The 16,353-nt window shown below is 44.6% G+C and carries 12 protein-coding genes and 1 pseudogene; 11 read left to right on the forward strand and 2 right to left on the reverse strand.

The annotated features are described in order from the left end of the window. The first annotated feature begins 51 nt into the window (after window positions 1-51). The gene (locus AC5RDS_RS16300) at window positions 52-639 is read left to right on the forward strand and encodes an acyl carrier protein phosphodiesterase (protein WP_013611564.1); all 588 of its coding nucleotides are present in this window, start codon (window positions 52-54) and stop codon (window positions 637-639) included. Between the two features lie 9 nt (window positions 640-648). On the opposite strand, the gene AC5RDS_RS16305 is transcribed toward AC5RDS_RS16300, so the two are convergent. Then, window positions 649-783: a hypothetical protein gene (locus AC5RDS_RS16305; protein WP_157741830.1), complete on the reverse strand. Its 135-nt coding sequence runs from the start codon at window positions 781-783 to the stop codon at window positions 649-651. A 359-nt stretch (window positions 784-1,142) separates the two neighbouring features. Next, window positions 1,143-2,540, reverse strand: coding sequence for a glutamate decarboxylase (gene gad, locus AC5RDS_RS16310; RefSeq protein ID WP_013611565.1), 1,398 nt, complete (start codon window positions 2,538-2,540; stop codon window positions 1,143-1,145). Between the two features lie 297 nt (window positions 2,541-2,837). On the opposite strand from gad, the gene AC5RDS_RS16315 reads away from it, so the two are divergent. The 10 genes and pseudogenes from AC5RDS_RS16315 to AC5RDS_RS16360 all read left to right on the forward strand — a co-directional run. After that, window positions 2,838-4,484: an AMP-binding protein gene (locus tag AC5RDS_RS16315; protein WP_118108014.1), complete on the forward strand. Its 1,647-nt coding sequence runs from the start codon at window positions 2,838-2,840 to the stop codon at window positions 4,482-4,484. 87 nt (window positions 4,485-4,571) lie between these two features. Next, entirely contained in the window at window positions 4,572-6,218 is a 1,647-nt protein-coding gene (locus AC5RDS_RS16320) for an AMP-binding protein (RefSeq protein WP_046402540.1), read from the forward strand. 54 nt (window positions 6,219-6,272) lie between these two features. Continuing rightward, window positions 6,273-8,903 carry an FtsK/SpoIIIE family DNA translocase gene (locus AC5RDS_RS16325; RefSeq protein ID WP_013611568.1) on the forward strand — a complete coding sequence of 877 codons (2,631 nt, stop codon included), beginning with the start codon at window positions 6,273-6,275 and terminating at the stop codon, window positions 8,901-8,903. 40 nt (window positions 8,904-8,943) lie between these two features. Further along, window positions 8,944-9,861 carry a CPBP family intramembrane glutamic endopeptidase gene (locus tag AC5RDS_RS16330; protein ID WP_022161361.1) on the forward strand — a complete coding sequence of 306 codons (918 nt, stop codon included), beginning with the start codon at window positions 8,944-8,946 and terminating at the stop codon, window positions 9,859-9,861. 125 nt (window positions 9,862-9,986) lie between these two features. Further along, window positions 9,987-11,180 carry a C1 family peptidase gene (locus AC5RDS_RS16335; protein WP_013611570.1) on the forward strand — a complete coding sequence of 398 codons (1,194 nt, stop codon included), beginning with the start codon at window positions 9,987-9,989 and terminating at the stop codon, window positions 11,178-11,180. A gap of 133 nt (window positions 11,181-11,313) precedes the next feature. Then, the gene (locus AC5RDS_RS16340; protein ID WP_022161360.1) at window positions 11,314-12,507 is read left to right on the forward strand and encodes an FprA family A-type flavoprotein; all 1,194 of its coding nucleotides are present in this window, start codon (window positions 11,314-11,316) and stop codon (window positions 12,505-12,507) included. Window positions 12,508-12,956: 449 nt separating this feature from the next. Then, window positions 12,957-14,006: a TolB-like 6-bladed beta-propeller domain-containing protein gene (locus AC5RDS_RS16345; protein ID WP_494222412.1), complete on the forward strand. Its 1,050-nt coding sequence runs from the start codon at window positions 12,957-12,959 to the stop codon at window positions 14,004-14,006. Between the two features lie 20 nt (window positions 14,007-14,026). Beyond that, window positions 14,027-14,527: a hypothetical protein gene (locus AC5RDS_RS16350; protein WP_118104756.1), complete on the forward strand. Its 501-nt coding sequence runs from the start codon at window positions 14,027-14,029 to the stop codon at window positions 14,525-14,527. Between the two features lie 59 nt (window positions 14,528-14,586). Next, the gene (locus AC5RDS_RS16355) at window positions 14,587-15,768 is read left to right on the forward strand and encodes a hypothetical protein (RefSeq protein ID WP_013611574.1); all 1,182 of its coding nucleotides are present in this window, start codon (window positions 14,587-14,589) and stop codon (window positions 15,766-15,768) included. Window positions 15,769-15,826: 58 nt separating this feature from the next. Then, window positions 15,827-16,353, forward strand: a pseudogene (locus AC5RDS_RS16360) (hypothetical protein); the annotation flags it as partial.

Genomic DNA, 16,353 nt, shown 5'->3' on the forward strand with positions numbered 1-16,353 from the left:
GTATCGTTTATAATGTGCAAATTTGTCCTTTACAAATAAGCTGAACGAATTATGAACTATCTCGCCCACATTTTCCTTTCGGGTAATGACCGTTGTATTCAGATCGGTAATTTTATCGGGGATGGGGTCAAAGGGGACGGGTATAAACAATATCCCCGGAAATTCCAGCAAGGAATTTTGTTACACCGCGAAATCGATGCTTTCTCGGACCGGCATCCGTTGGTCCGGGAAGCCGTAGGGATAGGCCGGGAAACTTTCGGGCGTTATTCGGCTGTAGTGAACGACATCTTGTTCGATTATTTCCTGGCCAGCCGGTTTCAGGACTATGCCGGTCTTCCCCTCAAACGGTTCAGCCGGAGGTTTTATACCGCCTTAGCCTGGAACTACCGCCACCTGCCGGAACGTTTTCAGGGGTTCATATGGCATTTCATCCTGACTGACCGATTGTGCCGTTATGCCTCCCTAACGGGAATCCAGCAATCCCTGGAAATCATGACCCGCTACCGGGGATTGCAGATCGATCCTGCCCAAACGCCGCTATTTATGCAGGAGCACGGAGAACGATTACAAAAAATATTCCGGGAGTTTTTCCCGGAATTACACGAAAGATGCAAACAATCGATTTATCTAAAGTCGTAATCCCCCAAATTAATTACCTGCAAACTTTGCCGGATACAAATACCAATCTTTATCCTCTTTTCCTCGGTAAGCAGCCCGACTCTTGCATTTCGGATAAACGGTATCGATATGAATTCTTTCGGCCTGATAATTGAATTTCATCATATCCTTATTCATTCCCGCATCCAGATGGAAAGCAAACGGAGCTTTTTATGGTACTTTTTATTAGGCTTATCCCCAATTTACCTTCTAAGTAAAACCAATATCAACTGGTTTGAATATCTGAATCTTTCTTGTGTGACAGAATAAATAAAAACCGCTAATCTGTCTGCAAAGTTTTTCAGATAGATTAGCGGTTTACAAATTGGGTTAGCGAATTCTTTCAGAATTTTGACCGGCGAATCTGCGGCTCTGATCCATTCGTACCGATCATTCTAATTTTGTCGATTCCTTTTACGCCTATCCATTCTTGAAAGGAACACCGGTCCCATTGGGGACCAGCTCCTTCTTTTCTCTAAAAGAGATTATCTGGAGTGATTAAATCCTCTGGGCTTTTGTGGTTCTCTCTTATTCCACAAAATAGCGCTATTAGTCGGTTCCTGCAATTGATTCAACTGGGCAATATTGGTTTTAATATCTTTCACCAATAGATCGGCCAGGTCTTTACCGGTTCCCTGCCGTACAACGACACGCATGATCACGACATCTTCCATATTCTTCGGCATGGTATAAGCCGGTACCTGCCATCCCTGGGCATGCAAAGCATCCGAAAGGTCATATAACGTCCATTTCCGGGAAGAATCATTTTTCAGTTTCCAGATAAACAACGGATTAGGCATATCGTCACTGAAAAATTCAAAGATCCCCATCTCTTTTAACTGTTGTTTCAGATAGAGACATACATCGATACAATTCTGCTGGATCTGCCGGTAACCTTCCATACCTAAACGCAGGAACTGGTAGTATTGTGCCAATACCTGATTGCCCGGACGGGAGAAGTTAATAGAAATACTCGGAATGTTGGCTCCCAGATAGTTCACGGCAAAGTTCATCTCTTCGGGCAGATATTGTTTATCTTTCCAAACCACCCAACCGACACCCGGATATACCAATCCGAACTTATGGCCGGAAACACTGATAGATAACACCCATTTCAAACGGAAATCCCAAACGGTATCCGGATCGATAAACGGATGGATAAAACCACCGGTAGCAGCATCCACATGAATACATATTTCCCATCCTTTTTCTGCGTTCAGTTTATCCAGGGCATCGTTGATCTCTTTTACATTATCATTCAATCCGGTGATCGTAACCCCCTGAATCGGAACGACACAAATGGTATTTTCATCACACATACCGACCACATCCTGCGGATCCATGGTAATTTTTTCCATCGTCACGGGAACCATTCTCATTTCAACGTCCCAATAGATGGCAAATTTTTCCCAAACGACCTGCATACAGGTGGAAATGATAAAATTAGGTTTATTGGTAGGCAAACCTTTGGCACGACGACGTTTTTGCCAGCGTTTCAGGGCAGCAATACCTCCCAGCATACAAGCTTCGGATGAACCGACGGTACTGGTACCGGTGCAATAGGGAGGTTCGGGTGAATGCCACAATTTAGCGATAATGTTCACACAACGTCTTTCTATCTCGGCAGTTTGCGGATACTCGGTTTTATCGATCATGTTTTTGTCCATATTTTCGGTCATCACCCGGCGGGCATAGTCGTCCATCCAAGTGGTAACGAAAGTGGCCAGATTCAATCGGGCATTTCCATCCATCATCGCTTCATCGTGTACCAACTGATAAGCCACCTCTCCCGGCATAGAGGTTTTAGGCATTTCAAACTTAGGAGCTACACGGGCTTCTTCAGGTGTTCCGAAAATTGGAGTGTTTGGATTTTCTGTTTTCATAATAATAAAGTTAAATTATTGTAACGTAATAATAATGAGCTTTTTGCATTCACTCGTCAATAACTACGCCCACCGTCGTTTTTTAGTTTCGACTTCTCACAATATTTAACTTTATACTTTTTACTTTCTACCTTTTACCTCTTTTTTGTAACCTTCTTTTCCCTATTCAGTATACATACACAGAGAACGCACCTCGAGCCCCCTCAACGGTGGAATTATGGACGAAATTAAACACGACCGTGCTGAAGCACATTCCACCCGGACCTGAGATGCGTTTTCTCATCAATCTATAACAAGATGGAAGAGAATTTTTTATACTATATAGAACATAGTATCCGAATCCATTGGGAAGAACCGGCCTTAACCGACTACCAGGGCCAAACCCATACCTTCGGAGATGTAGCCCACCATATTGCCCGTTTGCACCTGTTATTCGAAGAAAGCGGAATCCGCCGGGGAGATAAAATCGCTCTTTGCAGCCGGAATCAGACCAACTGGGGAATCGCTTTTCTGGCAATCCTTTCGTATGGAGCAGTAGCAGTACCTATTTTACACGAATTCAAAGCCGACAATATCCGCCATATCGTCAACCATTCGGAAGCCCGGATTCTATTTGCCGGTACTCCCATCTGGGAAGAACTGCAAAAAGAAGAAATGCCGAAACCGGAAACCGTCATCAAGATGGAGGACTATTCTCTTTTCTATAATACCAATCCGGCACTGGCAAAAGCTCACGGACATTGGGAAGAGTTATTCAGGCAAAAATACCCCGCCGCCCTGCGTCCGGAAGATATCCATTACGAGCCGGATCAACCTGACCAGCTGGCCATGATCAATTATACTTCCGGTACAACCAGCGCTTCGAAAGGAGTGATGTTGTCTTACCGCAGTATGTGGTCGAACCTGAAGTATGCCCTGGACAAAATGGGCTACAATCCGGGCGAACGGCTGGTCTCCATACTGACCATGGCTCATATGTACGGTCTGGCCTTCGAACTGATCTATCCCTTTGCCAGTGGTACACACGTTTATTTTATCTCCAAAACTCCGGCCCCGAAAATCATTAACGAAATATTTTCGGCTGTCCGTCCCAACCTGATCGTTGCCGTACCCTTGATTATCGAGAAAATCATCAAACACCGGGTACTGCCACAACTGGAAAAATTTCATATCAAGCTATTCCTGAAAATCCCCTATCTGAACCGCAGATTAAGGCTGTCGATCCGGGATAAAATCGTCAATGCTTTCGGGGGACGTTTCAAACTGATCGCTATCGGAGGCGCAGCATTAAATTTCGAAGTAGAGAAATTCCTTTCTTCCGTACAATTTCCTTACACCGTCGGTTACGGTATGACCGAATGCGGTCCGGCCATTTCTTATGACGACTGGCACACCTTCAAAGCCGGTTCGTGCGGTAAAGCTGTCGACCGGATGGAAATTGCCATCAACTCCTCCGACCCCGAAAATATCGTCGGAGAAATATTAGTGCGGGGAGCGAATGTCATGGACGGCTATTATAAAAACCACGAAGCCACTTCGTCCGCTATCGACGAAGACGGCTGGTTGCATACCGGCGACCTGGGAACTATCGACAGTGAGGGTTATCTCTTTATCAAAGGCAGAAGTAAGAACATGATCCTGGGTCCCAGCGGACAAAATATTTATCCCGAAGAAATCGAGGACCGGCTGAATGCCCTACCCTATGTTTCCGAATCGCTGGTCATTGAAAAGGACGGTAAATTAATCGCCCTCGTCTATCCGGATTATGAAGTAGTGAAAAAAGAAAAGATCAGCCCTGAGCAGCTTAAAACTAAAATGGACGAAAACCGTAAACTCCTCAACCATATGCTGCCGATGTACAGCCAGGTTGCCCGTTTAAAAATCCAGGAAACCGAATTCGAGAAAACGCCAAAACGAAGTATAAAACGTTATCTGTATCAATAAAATAGAAAAATACGGACTCATTTTTTTCTTCCAACGTTTCCGGTTTAATACCTAAAATTCTATCTTTGCTCAAATAAACCCATGATTATGGAAGAAAATTTTATAAAATATATTGAACAGAGCATTAAAGATCATTGGGATCTGCCTGCCTTGACCGACTTTAAGGGAGCTACCAGTTCTTACAAAGATGTAGCCCGTAAAATCGAGAAATTACACCTTCTTTTCGAACATTGCGGAATCCGTAAAGGGGATAAGATCGCTCTTTGCAGCCGGAATACCAGCAGTTGGGGTATCGCTTTTCTGGCCACACTTTCTTACGGAGCTGTAGCTGTACCCATACTCAACGAGTTTAAACCCGATAATGTCCATCACATCGTGAACCATTCGGAAGCCCGTTTGCTCTTTGCCGGAGATGTGGTCTGGGAAAATCTCGACGAATCGGCTATGCCCGACCTCGACGGCGTACTCCGGATCGAAGATTACTCGCTCCGCACCTCGAATAGTAAGCAACTGACCGAAGCCAGAGCCAGATTAAACGAACTGTTCGGAAAAAAATTCCCCGATCGTTTCCGTGCCGAAGATGTTCATTACGAATACGATACGCCCGACCAGCTGGCCGTGATCAATTATACCTCGGGCACCACCAGTTCTTCCAAAGGAGTGATGCTGCCTTACCGTAGCTTGTGGACCAACCTGCAATTTGCCATCGATACCTACGGGATCAATCCGGGTGAACAAATCGTATGTATGCTCCCGATGGCTCATATGTACGGCCTGGCTTTTGAATTTATTTACCAATTTGTCAACGGGACCCACATCCATTTTTTATCCCGTACCCCGTCACCGAAAATCATAGCAGATGCTTTCGCCACGGTAAAGCCCGATCTGATCATTACGGTTCCCCTGGTTATTGAAAAGATCATCAAGAAGAAAGTTTTCCCGACCATCGAGAAACCGCATATGAAATTACTGATGAACATACCGATCATCAACGATAAAATCAGGGAAAGCATCCGGCAAAAGGTCATCGACGCCTTCGGAGGAAAATTCAAAGAATTAATCATCGGAGGAGCAGCCCTGAACAAGGAAGTAGAGCTCTTTCTCCGCTCGATTCGTTTTCCTTACACGGTGGGATACGGCATGACCGAATGTGGTCCTCTGCTCACTTACGACAACTGGAAAACTTTCCGTCAGAGCTCCTGTGGCAAGGCAGTGCCTCGTGTCGAACTTCGGATCGACTCCGGCGATCCCCAACATATCGTAGGGGAAATCCTGGCTAAAGGGATTTGTGTGATGACCGGTTACTACAAAAATCCGGAAGCTACGGCTGCCGCCATCGACCGGGACGGCTGGCTACATACCGGAGATATGGGAATCATCGACCAAGACGGCTACCTGTTTATCAAAGGACGATGTAAAAACATGATCCTCAGCTCAAACGGTCAGAACATTTATCCTGAAGAAATCGAGGATAAACTCAACAACATGCCCTATATCAGCGAATCCATCGTTATCGAAAAAGAAGGAAAACTCGTAGCCCTGATCTACCCCGATTTCGATCTGGTAAACGAAGAAAAAATTACCGATGAGAAACTGGACGAACTGATGACCGCCAACCTGAAAGAAATCAACCAACAGCTCCCGGCTTACAGCCAGCTGAATACTTACAAGCTCTATAACGAAGAGTTCGAGAAAACCCCGAAACGGAGTATTAAACGATTTTTGTATCAGTAAAAGCAAGATAAATTTTCAATTTTTCGTACCTTCGTAGGCTGAAAAATTGTAAAGATGAAAAAAATAAAACATAAACCTGTTTCCTCCAAAACGGAGAAAAAACAGGTTTCTTTGCTACCGGAATTTTTAAAAGAACAACGGACACGTATCCTTCTGGGAATTGCGTTGGCTTTGGTATCGTTGTATATTCTCTTCGCCCTGATCGGTTTCTTCTTTTCGGGAGGTATCGATCAAAGTCTGGTCGATGGTCCCTGGGGGAAAATCATTACCAATCCGGAAATCGAAGTCAGTAATCCTGCCGGAAAGATCGGAGCCTGGATTTCGGACCTATTGATCAACCGGTGGTTCGGTATATCTTCTTTCATTCTTTGCTATCTTTTATTATTATGCAGTTTCCGTCTGGGGAGTATCAAAGTAAAAAACTTCAGCCGCAGGTTATTCATCGGTATGTGTATTATTCTTTGGATCTCTTTATTCCTGGGTTTTCTCTCGGAGAGTATTTCCAATCTTTTCGAAGTCGGCACAGGCTACCTATTCCCGGGGGGAGGCCATGGACATTTTGTCAGCGTCTGGTTGAACTCATTGGTAGGACGTATCGGGACTATGCTGATTCTGATCCTCACTTTTATCGCCATTCTGTTTTTCGGATTCGAACGGACTTTCTATAAATGTGTCGATTATATCAAAGAACAAATCCGCCGTCACCAGGAAAAGGCACTGGCCGCACTAGCCGAACGGGAAGCCCGTGCTGCAGCTGCCCGTGAAGAAGCACAACGGCAAGCCGACGCACAACAAGATCCCGAAGACGAAGATACAACAAGCGATTCCGACAAGGAGAACGCAGACGAAGAACAAGAGGATTTTCCCCATGACAACGACGGTACGTTCCAACCGGAGGATACCGATTTTTCCAGTCAACCGGAGCGTTTGTTAGCACCGAAAGAAACAACGGATCAAAATCCGGAAGCAATCACCTTGCAACAAGGTTTCAACCGCATGTCCGCTTCTATCAACGATTTCGAATTCAGCCAGGAACTATCGGATTTATCGGATGACCGAGCAAAATCGTCTACCGATGATGAAGAAGAAGGAGATACCGACTTACCGGCCGGAAACGATCAGGACATCACCTTGACCATCAGCAATAAGGATCAGGAAGAAACCGTCGATCAGAACCAGCCGACCGAAGATTACGATCCGACCCTCGACCTGTCCAATTACCAATATCCCGGTTTAGAACTCCTCGAAGAGCATTCCTCCGGTAATCCGAAAGTCACCCAGGAAGAATTGGATGCCAACAAAAACAGGATTGTAGAAACGTTGCGTAATTACAAAATCGAAATCACCAAGATCAAAGCAACCATCGGTCCGACCGTCACCTTGTATGAGATCGTACCGGCTCCGGGTGTCAAGATTTCCAAAATCAAAAACCTTGAGGACGACATAGCGCTTAGCCTTTCTGCTTTGGGCATCCGGATCATCGCCCCTATTCCCGGAGCAGGAACGATCGGTATCGAAGTGCCGAACCAAAATCCGGAGGTAGTCTCCATGCGCGGTATCATCGCTTCCAAGAAATTCCAGGAATCCAAATACGCTTTGCCGGTAGCTTTGGGCAGAACCATCTCTAACGAGACGTATACTTTCGATCTGACAAAGATGCCCCACCTTTTGGTTGCCGGAGCTACCGGACAAGGTAAATCGGTCGGATTGAATGCGATCATCACTTCACTGCTTTACAAGAAACACCCGTCCCAACTGAAGTTTGTGATGGTCGATCCTAAAAAAGTAGAGCTCAGTATCTATTCTATCATAGAAAAACATTTCCTGGCCAAATTGCCGGATGAAGAAGAAGCGATCATCACCGAGACCGCTAAAGTAGTCAATACGCTCAACTCCCTGTGTATTGAAATGGACAGCCGTTACGACCTGCTCAAAATGGCACAGGTAAGAAACATTAAAGAATATAATGAAAAATTCATCAAAAGACAACTGAACCCCAATAATGGACATAAATACCTTCCCTATATCGTGGTGGTTGTGGATGAATTTGCCGACCTGATCATGACTGCCGGTAAGGAAGTAGAAACCCCGATCGCCCGGATCGCCCAGCTGGCACGTGCTGTAGGTATTCATATGATCATCGCTACCCAGCGGCCTTCTACGAATATCATCACCGGGGTGATCAAAGCCAACTTCCCGGCCCGAATCGCTTTTAAGGTCGCTTCCATGATCGACTCCCGGACAATCCTGGATTCACCGGGTGCCAACCAGCTGATCGGACGTGGTGATATGCTGATATCGGTAGGTAGTGAGATGACACGGGTGCAATGTGCTTTTGTGGATACTCCCGAAGTAGATGCGATCACCCACCATATTGCCAGCCAACAGTCATATCCGAGTGCTTTTGCCCTACCGGAATATGTACCTGAAAACGAAGGGAACGGCCTCAACGACATCGACCCGGGATCACGCGATCCGTTGTTCGAAGAAGCAGCCCGGCTCGTAGTCAGCACCCAACAGGGTTCCACCTCTTCCATCCAGCGGCGGTTTTCTATCGGCTACAACCGGGCCGGCCGTATCATGGACCAACTCGAGGCAGCCGGCATCGTCGGTCCCTTCGAAGGAAGCAAAGCCCGGCAAGTGTTGATATCCGACGAATATTCACTCGAGCAAATGCTAAAATGAGGCATTTGCTTTTCAACTTCTAATTTTTAATTTTTTACCGATGTTCCTAGAAAAAGTTTACTCCGGCCGAAATCAATGGTATTTCTACATTTTTTCGTTACTGATTATTTTCACTGCAACACAAATCGGCAGTCTTCCCCTGGCGGGATATATGATTATGGAAGACCCTTCCATCTTGCAAGGAGGGGATATATCGGCAGCCACAAGTACGAATACAGGGTTGGCTTTAACCTTACTCAGTTTTGCCGTAGGTTTCTTCACTATCTTATTTTGTGTTAAATATATCCATCATAAAAAAACGGCAGATATCGTAACCGGCCGGCAACGGATAGATTGGGGCAGGATTTTTTTCGGTGCTGCCGTCTGGGGTATTTTATCCCTGATCACCCTGGCCCTCCCTTTCTTTTTCGGAGATACCTCCCATCTGGTATTTCAATTCGAACCGGTTCATTTCCTGATTCTGGTCGTTATCTCGCTACTCCTTTTTCCTTTTCAGACCTCTTTTGAGGAGTTGCTTTTCCGGGGGTACCTCATGCAGTGGTCGGCCCTGCTCTTCAAATACCGCTGGGTAGCTGTCGTTATCACGGGTGTCCTGTTCGGCATCCTGCACGGCGCCAACCCCGAAGTCGAAGAATTCGGCATGTGGGTGGCCCTTCCCCAATACATTCTGATGGGATTGATCCTGGGCTTTGTAGCGGTGAAAGACGACGGAATGGAATTATCCCTGGGATTGCATATGGCCAATAATATTATAGCAGCCATCACCATAACCTCCGATTCTTCTACCCTGCAAACCCACGCCCTTTTCAAAGACCTGCATCCGACAGCTTCGCATTTCGACACGCTGACGATGCTTGTCGCCGGTGTGATCTTCATCTGGATTTGCAACCGGAAATATCACTTTTGGGGAAAGATCTGTTTATGGAAAAAGATCCAAAAGGAAAGCAACGAGATGTAAAGTGTTATTTTTTTCTTAAAACTTCGGCATTTCCGTGCTGAGGCTTATTTTTAAATTTTCAATTGATTACCTTTGGCAGCATCGCAAACGTTAGATTTTTTTTATATCAATAACTATTTACAAACATGAGAAAATTTACCTGTTTCACCTTGGGCTTACTGTTAGCTTGTGCAGTGACCGTGAATGCCCAGGAACAAAAGAATGATCAGGAAGGTTACAAATTTACGGATATCAAACGCCTTCCGACAACAAGTGTTAAATCGCAGGATCGTGCCGGAACCTGTTGGTCCTGGTCGACTATTTCTTTTTTGGAATCTGAAATCATGCGTATGGGCAAAGATTCGCTCAGCCTGTCTCCGATGTATGTCGTATGGAACACCTATCATGCCAAAGGAGATAAATATGTACGGATGAACGGCCATGTAAACTTCGGACAGGGAGGCGCTTCTGCCGATGTGACCTGGGCAATCCGGAACTACGGTATTGTTCCGTTGTCTTTATACAGCGGCCTGAACTACGGCGAAGAGGTACATGTACACGGCGAATTGGATGCTATCCTGAAAGGTTATCTGGACGCTGTTGTCAGCAATCCTAACAAAAAATTAAGCACTGCGTGGTTAAGAGGTTATGACGGTATACTGAATGCTTATCTGGGCGAAAAACCGGAAAAATTCACCTGGCAAGGAAAAGAATATACTCCGATGACTTTCGCAACAGATGCCTGTGGGCTGAATATGGACGATTATGTCAGCCTGACTTCTTTCACCCACCATCCGTTCTATACTCAATTCGCTCTGGAAGTAGAAGATAACTGGATCGGCGAAATGTCATACAATCTTCCGTTGGATGAATTGATGGATGTACTCGACAAAGCGATCGACAAAGGCTACACTTTCTCCTGGGGATCAGACGTTTCTGAAATCGGTTTCACACGCGACGGCCTGGCTGTTGTTCCGGATGTGAACATCAAAGAAATGAGCGACGCTGAAATCGCGAAATGGGTGAAAATGCCGAAAACACAACAACAAGCCGAATTGCTAAAGAAACCGGGTAAAGAAAAAGAAATTACCCAGGAACTGCGTCAGCAAGAATTCGACAATAAACTGACTACCGACGACCATGGCATGCATGTAATAGGTAAAGCTGTCGATCAAATCGGAAATAAATATTTCATCGTGAAAAACTCTTGGGGTGACTATGGTAAATACAAGGGATACCTGTATGCTTCTTATCCTTTTGTAGCTTACAAGACTACTTCAGTGATGATTCACAAAGATGCTCTTCCCAAAGACCTGAAAAAGAAATTGGGTATAAAATAGACATTTGTGACGTAAAAGTTTTGAAAGGCCAAGGAAGTTATGATAATTTCTTCGGCCTTTTCTATTTTACGCCTTTGAGGTTTTCGACCTTTTAACTAACTTTGCAAAGAATATAAGATTAAATCAACGACATATGAATAATGCTATCAAAATCAAAGACAACATCTACTGGATCGGCGTAAATGACAGAAGAACTCATATTTTCGAAAACTACTGGCCTCTCCCTAAAGGAGTAGCCTACAATTCGTATGTGATTGCAGACGAAAAAGTAGTCGTCATAGATACCGTCGAACGCAGCCGGATGGATGATTATCTGGATAGTCTGCAAGCTGTGCTCCAAGGCCGGAAGGTTGATTATTTGATCATCAATCATATGGAACCGGACCATACGGGAGCAATCAAAAACCTGCTCTGCCATTATCCCGACCTGACGGTAGTGGGCAACTGTAAAACTTTCCCCATGCTCCAAAATTATTACGGAGTAGATTCCAACTTGCTCGAAGTAAAGGAAGGCGATTCACTGAACATCGGTAAACGTACCCTGAATTTTTATATGGTTCCGATGTTGCACTGGCCCGAAACCATGGTTACCTATCTACCGGGCGAGAATATCGTATTCAGCGGGGATGTGTTCGGAGCTTTCGGAACCCTGGACGGTGGTATTTTCGATGACCAGGTCGATCTGGATTACCTGGAAGAGGAAATCAGCCGTTATTATTCGAATATCGTCGGGAAATACGGTATGCCGGCACAAACAGCCCTGAAGAAATTGAATACACTCACTTTCAACACGATATGTGCTACCCATGGTCCGATCTGGCGCTCACATGTGTGTGATATCATCGCTAAATATGAAAAATGGAGTAAATACGAAACCGAAGAAGGAGTGGTGATCGCTTTCAGCAGTATGTACGGTCACACGGAGCAGATGGCGGACACGATCGGACGTTTCCTCGCCGAACAAGGCGTTAAAAAGATACGGATCCACGACACTTCGAAGACACATCCTTCTTATATCATCAACGATATTTTCCGCTACAAAGGAGTGATCCTCGGCAGTTGTGCCTATAACGGCGGTATCTTCCCAACTATGGAAACCCTGTTGTGCGAACTGGAAAATATGGGCATTAAAAATCACCTTCTGGCCTATTTCGGTAATAAAACCTGGGGAGGCGGAGCCATCCCCCGACTGAAAGCTTTTGCAGAAAAAATGAAGTGGGAAGTGGTAGCAGAACCCAATGAAGCACTCGGAGCTATGAAATCTTCCGACATCGAGCAATGTAAAGCTATCGCCCAAGCTATGGCAGAAAAAATTAAAAAGAGTTGATAAGTTGATGAGTTAAAAGAGTTGCTAAGTTACTGAGTAACTAAGATATGAGTTGGAGAAGTTAAAAGAATTATTAAGTTGAGAAGAGTTTATAATCCCCATACTTATTTCAATTCAGTGTAATTTTATTGAAAACTTATTTAACTCAGCAACTCTTTTAACTCAGTAACTCAGCAACTCTCCAAGAAGATTGTTACTGTTATCCCCAATCCGAATTTTTTCTGGTCATAGATGAATGTAGCCGACGTCTTTTCACCTATTCCCAAAATCCCCCAAAACCGAAACCAGGCTCCCTTAACTAATATAACTTGTAATCCTTTTTAAAACTTTATTCATTATCTGATTTTAAGCTGTAACTAATCAGCTCGTCCATCCGTCCTACATGTGATATCTCGGTTTTTGACCGGATCAAATGGACCACCAGGTTACAAATGAATAAAATCAAGCATATGAATAAAACTCTACTTTTCCTGCTGTTACCAGGACTCCTGATTTCCTGTAAACCCACTCCCCCATCCGGAGATAACGGGGAGATCGTTCCCCTGACTTCGGAATGTTTGTTAAAAAACAGTGACCTATATATGAAATATCCATATAAAATAAAAGTACAGGATTCTATAATGTGTATTTGGGACCTGCATGGAGGAGATCGGTTCTATCATCTCTATTCTTATCCTGAGCTGCAATTCATCACTTCCTTTGCCGTGAACGGCCGCGGGCCGGAAGAATATATTTCGACAGGAGGATTTTGTATGGACGAGCAACATATTTATGTTTTCGACACTAGCCGGGCCCGCCTTTCGATCTTCCGGAAAGACAGTCTGATGCAACAACGCATTTCCCCTGCCCGGATAATCGACTACCCTCAAGCCGGCATTCCGATACTGAATTTTTGCCGGACGGACCAAGGGTTTGCCTTGCTCAATTTCGACGGACCGGAACGGATTGCATTTATCGATACTTGTGGACATCTGCTGAACAAAAAATACGAGATTCCGCGGGGAAATACCGCAAAAAACAAAGCCTACCCGACGATGACAGCCTCACTATGGAACTCTTATCTCGACTATAATCCCGACAATCACCTATTAGTCCTTGTCACCCAAAACGGAGAATTACTGGAAATCCATAACCTGGCGTCGGATTCTTCCCGGTTCATTGTCGGCAAAGGAAGTGAACCTGATTTTTTGAGTGATAAAAACGGACTCCTTGTCGGCAAAATCAAGGGTTATCAGGATGTACAAGTCGGGAAAAAAGCCATCTACACCTTATTCTCGGGCACCGATCACCAAGAAGAACTCAAAAAAATGATGAAGGGGCAGCCTACTCCTGATGGTGGCAATTTGTTTTTAGTATACGACCTCGACGGTAAGCTGATCCGGAAATTTTTGCTCGATCACTATACCAATGGTATAGATGTCCACGAAGACAGCAATATACTTTATACCGTAAGTTCTTCTGAAGAAAATGCAATCAACAAATATCGGTTACCACTCTGATAGCCTATTACTGAAAATCTATGAAAAAAATTTTTTATTACCTTTTGCCTCTCTTCTTGTTGAGTCAGTCCGGAACAGCCCAACAAGATTCATTGACTTTACGGATTACAGACGAGAAAGGCCAGATCATCATCGGAGCCATAGTCCTGCAATATCCCGAATCGTATCTTCTCGGAGCCTCTAATGAAAAAGGTGAGGTAGAAATAAAGGGGCTCCATATCCCCGCTCGGCAACAACTCGTTTTTCAATGCCTGGGATATGAGATGAAAGCCCTGCCTTTTCAAGAAGTGAAACAACATCCGAACGTCCGGTTAAAAGAAAAAACCACCGAATTGCCCGAAGCAGTAGTCCTCGCACAACCACTGCCTCGACTTCTCGCTCTCACTCACAAACAACTTTACAAAAAATACCCGGCGAAAAAAGAATATGTCCGGTATTATGCCCCTGCCTCCTACTATAAATCGGTAGAATGTAAAGGCCATTGCGTAAATCTACGCCATGAATACGGGCTTTTCATTTGATGAAAGTCCAAACGGCCAGAACCATCCTTTTCAATCACTTTTTTAAACCCTAATCCGTCATGATAAAAGTCTTTATCTACAGCTGTCTGCTCCTCGTTTTCCTCATAAATTGTAAAAGCAACATCCCGGAAGCCCGGAATAAGACCGATTATTCACAAATTACTCATTATTCGTCACGTTCCGCTCATCCGATATCTTCCGTCAATTTCGATACCATACGAATCGATGCCGGTAATGAAAACGAAATGACTTCCCTGCTAGGGAGTTTTCTTTTTCTGGGAGATACCCTTTGTTTTGCCGACCGGGAACAATCTACCCTATTCCTCTACGATCGGGACGGGCGTTTTTTGGGTACCCATCTATCCTACGGAAGAGGTCCGCAGGAAATACAGGGGATCTATGAGATTACCGCACTCCCACAAGGAGGTTATGCAATTATAAACGACTGGCATTTGAATATTTTCGATCAAAGTTGGGGAGGGAAACAACAGTTACGGATCGACTGGCAAAACGATAAAACCCCCGAAATCCTGCTCGCTTCTCCAGGTCCTGACGAAAGTGGAATTTACGAAATTGAACACTTTACCGGTCGATTATGCCCACTGGGAAACTATCTGGCCATCGCTATCGTTACCGACTGTATTACTTACAACGGTTTCCGTTCGAACAGCCAGGCAGCTCATTTTTATGAAAACAGTTATACCCTGGGACTCATCGATCCCCGTACCGGCAAAGTAGAACGGATGATGTGTACCCATTCTCCCATTTATAAACAGTACCGTTATATTCCTAATTTCAAGTCGATTCTATTCGATACCGATACAGAAAATACCTTATTTTATTCTTTCCAGATCGACTCCCTGATCTATCAAACGGACTTTAAGAACAATACCCTGCAATCTTTCGGCCTAGCCGGCCATCCGATGAATACGGATTACAGAGAAACCAATACTTTCGAAGAAGCCACTAACAATTACAAGGAAGATTATAAAAAATTCGGTTCTTACCGTTACCTGAAATACATCCCTGAAACCAAAGTCCTGTTCAGAAACTTTTACCATGGAGAACCTTCTTGCGGGGAAACCGTTCAAGCCTATAAAAATCAGACCCTGGTAGCAGAATTCAATGTACCCGACAACTTTCGGATATTCGGTTATTCAGCCCCTTATTACTATGCGTATGGCAAACCAGATCTCGACACCGAAAATATGATTATTTACAAATTCAAATTGGAAATTTAAACACGATTGACAAAACTTTTCTAATTTTGCATTCATAAATAGAAAACATCTATCGATTATGGTAAAATTTTTTAGTATTTGCCTGGTGGTATTACTCCTCTGTAGTTGCCATTCACGCCGGAAAGAAATAGCTCGAATCGTTGAAGAATGGAAAAATAAAGAAGTTATTTTTCCGGATCCCTTATTGGTAAAAGTACAAGGGCGGGATACCATCCTCCCGGATTTTCAGGAACGCAAATATAAAATCCTGAATTACATCGACACCAGTGGTTGTACGGAATGCCGGATGAAACTGGCCGAATGGCAATTATTGAAACAGGAAATCGATAGTCTGGGCTACGATGTCGACATCCTATTCGTTGCCTGGGTCCACAATTACGACGAATTGGAAATCCTGCAACGTGCCAATCGTTGTCAGCTACCCTTCCTATACGATCCGCAGGGGGATATGCAAAAAATCAACCAGTTTCCTGCCGAACCGGCTTTCCAAACTTTCCTGCTCGATTCGCTCAACCGGGTCCTGCTTATCGGTAGTCCGGTCGAAAACGATAAAATCTGGACCCTCTACCAACGTTCCCTCTCCTC

The sequence above is a fragment of the Odoribacter sp. genome, from assembly GCF_985060555.1.

Bases quoted from the DNA above. Each gene is read 5' to 3' on its own strand.
- AC5RDS_RS16300 (WP_013611564.1), top strand. From the start codon at position 52: ATGAACTATCTCGCCCACATTTTCCTTTCGGGTAATGACCGTTGTATT.
- AC5RDS_RS16305 (WP_157741830.1), bottom strand. From the start codon at position 783: ATGATGAAATTCAATTATCAGGCCGAAAGAATTCATATCGATACCGTT.
- gad (WP_013611565.1), bottom strand. From the start codon at position 2,540: ATGAAAACAGAAAATCCAAACACTCCAATTTTCGGAACACCTGAAGAA.
- AC5RDS_RS16315 (WP_118108014.1), top strand. From the start codon at position 2,838: ATGGAAGAGAATTTTTTATACTATATAGAACATAGTATCCGAATCCAT.
- AC5RDS_RS16320 (WP_046402540.1), top strand. From the start codon at position 4,572: ATGGAAGAAAATTTTATAAAATATATTGAACAGAGCATTAAAGATCAT.
- AC5RDS_RS16325 (WP_013611568.1), top strand. From the start codon at position 6,273: ATGAAAAAAATAAAACATAAACCTGTTTCCTCCAAAACGGAGAAAAAA.
- AC5RDS_RS16330 (WP_022161361.1), top strand. From the start codon at position 8,944: ATGTTCCTAGAAAAAGTTTACTCCGGCCGAAATCAATGGTATTTCTAC.
- AC5RDS_RS16335 (WP_013611570.1), top strand. From the start codon at position 9,987: ATGAGAAAATTTACCTGTTTCACCTTGGGCTTACTGTTAGCTTGTGCA.
- AC5RDS_RS16340 (WP_022161360.1), top strand. From the start codon at position 11,314: ATGAATAATGCTATCAAAATCAAAGACAACATCTACTGGATCGGCGTA.
- AC5RDS_RS16345 (WP_494222412.1), top strand. From the start codon at position 12,957: ATGAATAAAACTCTACTTTTCCTGCTGTTACCAGGACTCCTGATTTCC.
- AC5RDS_RS16350 (WP_118104756.1), top strand. From the start codon at position 14,027: ATGAAAAAAATTTTTTATTACCTTTTGCCTCTCTTCTTGTTGAGTCAG.
- AC5RDS_RS16355 (WP_013611574.1), top strand. From the start codon at position 14,587: ATGATAAAAGTCTTTATCTACAGCTGTCTGCTCCTCGTTTTCCTCATA.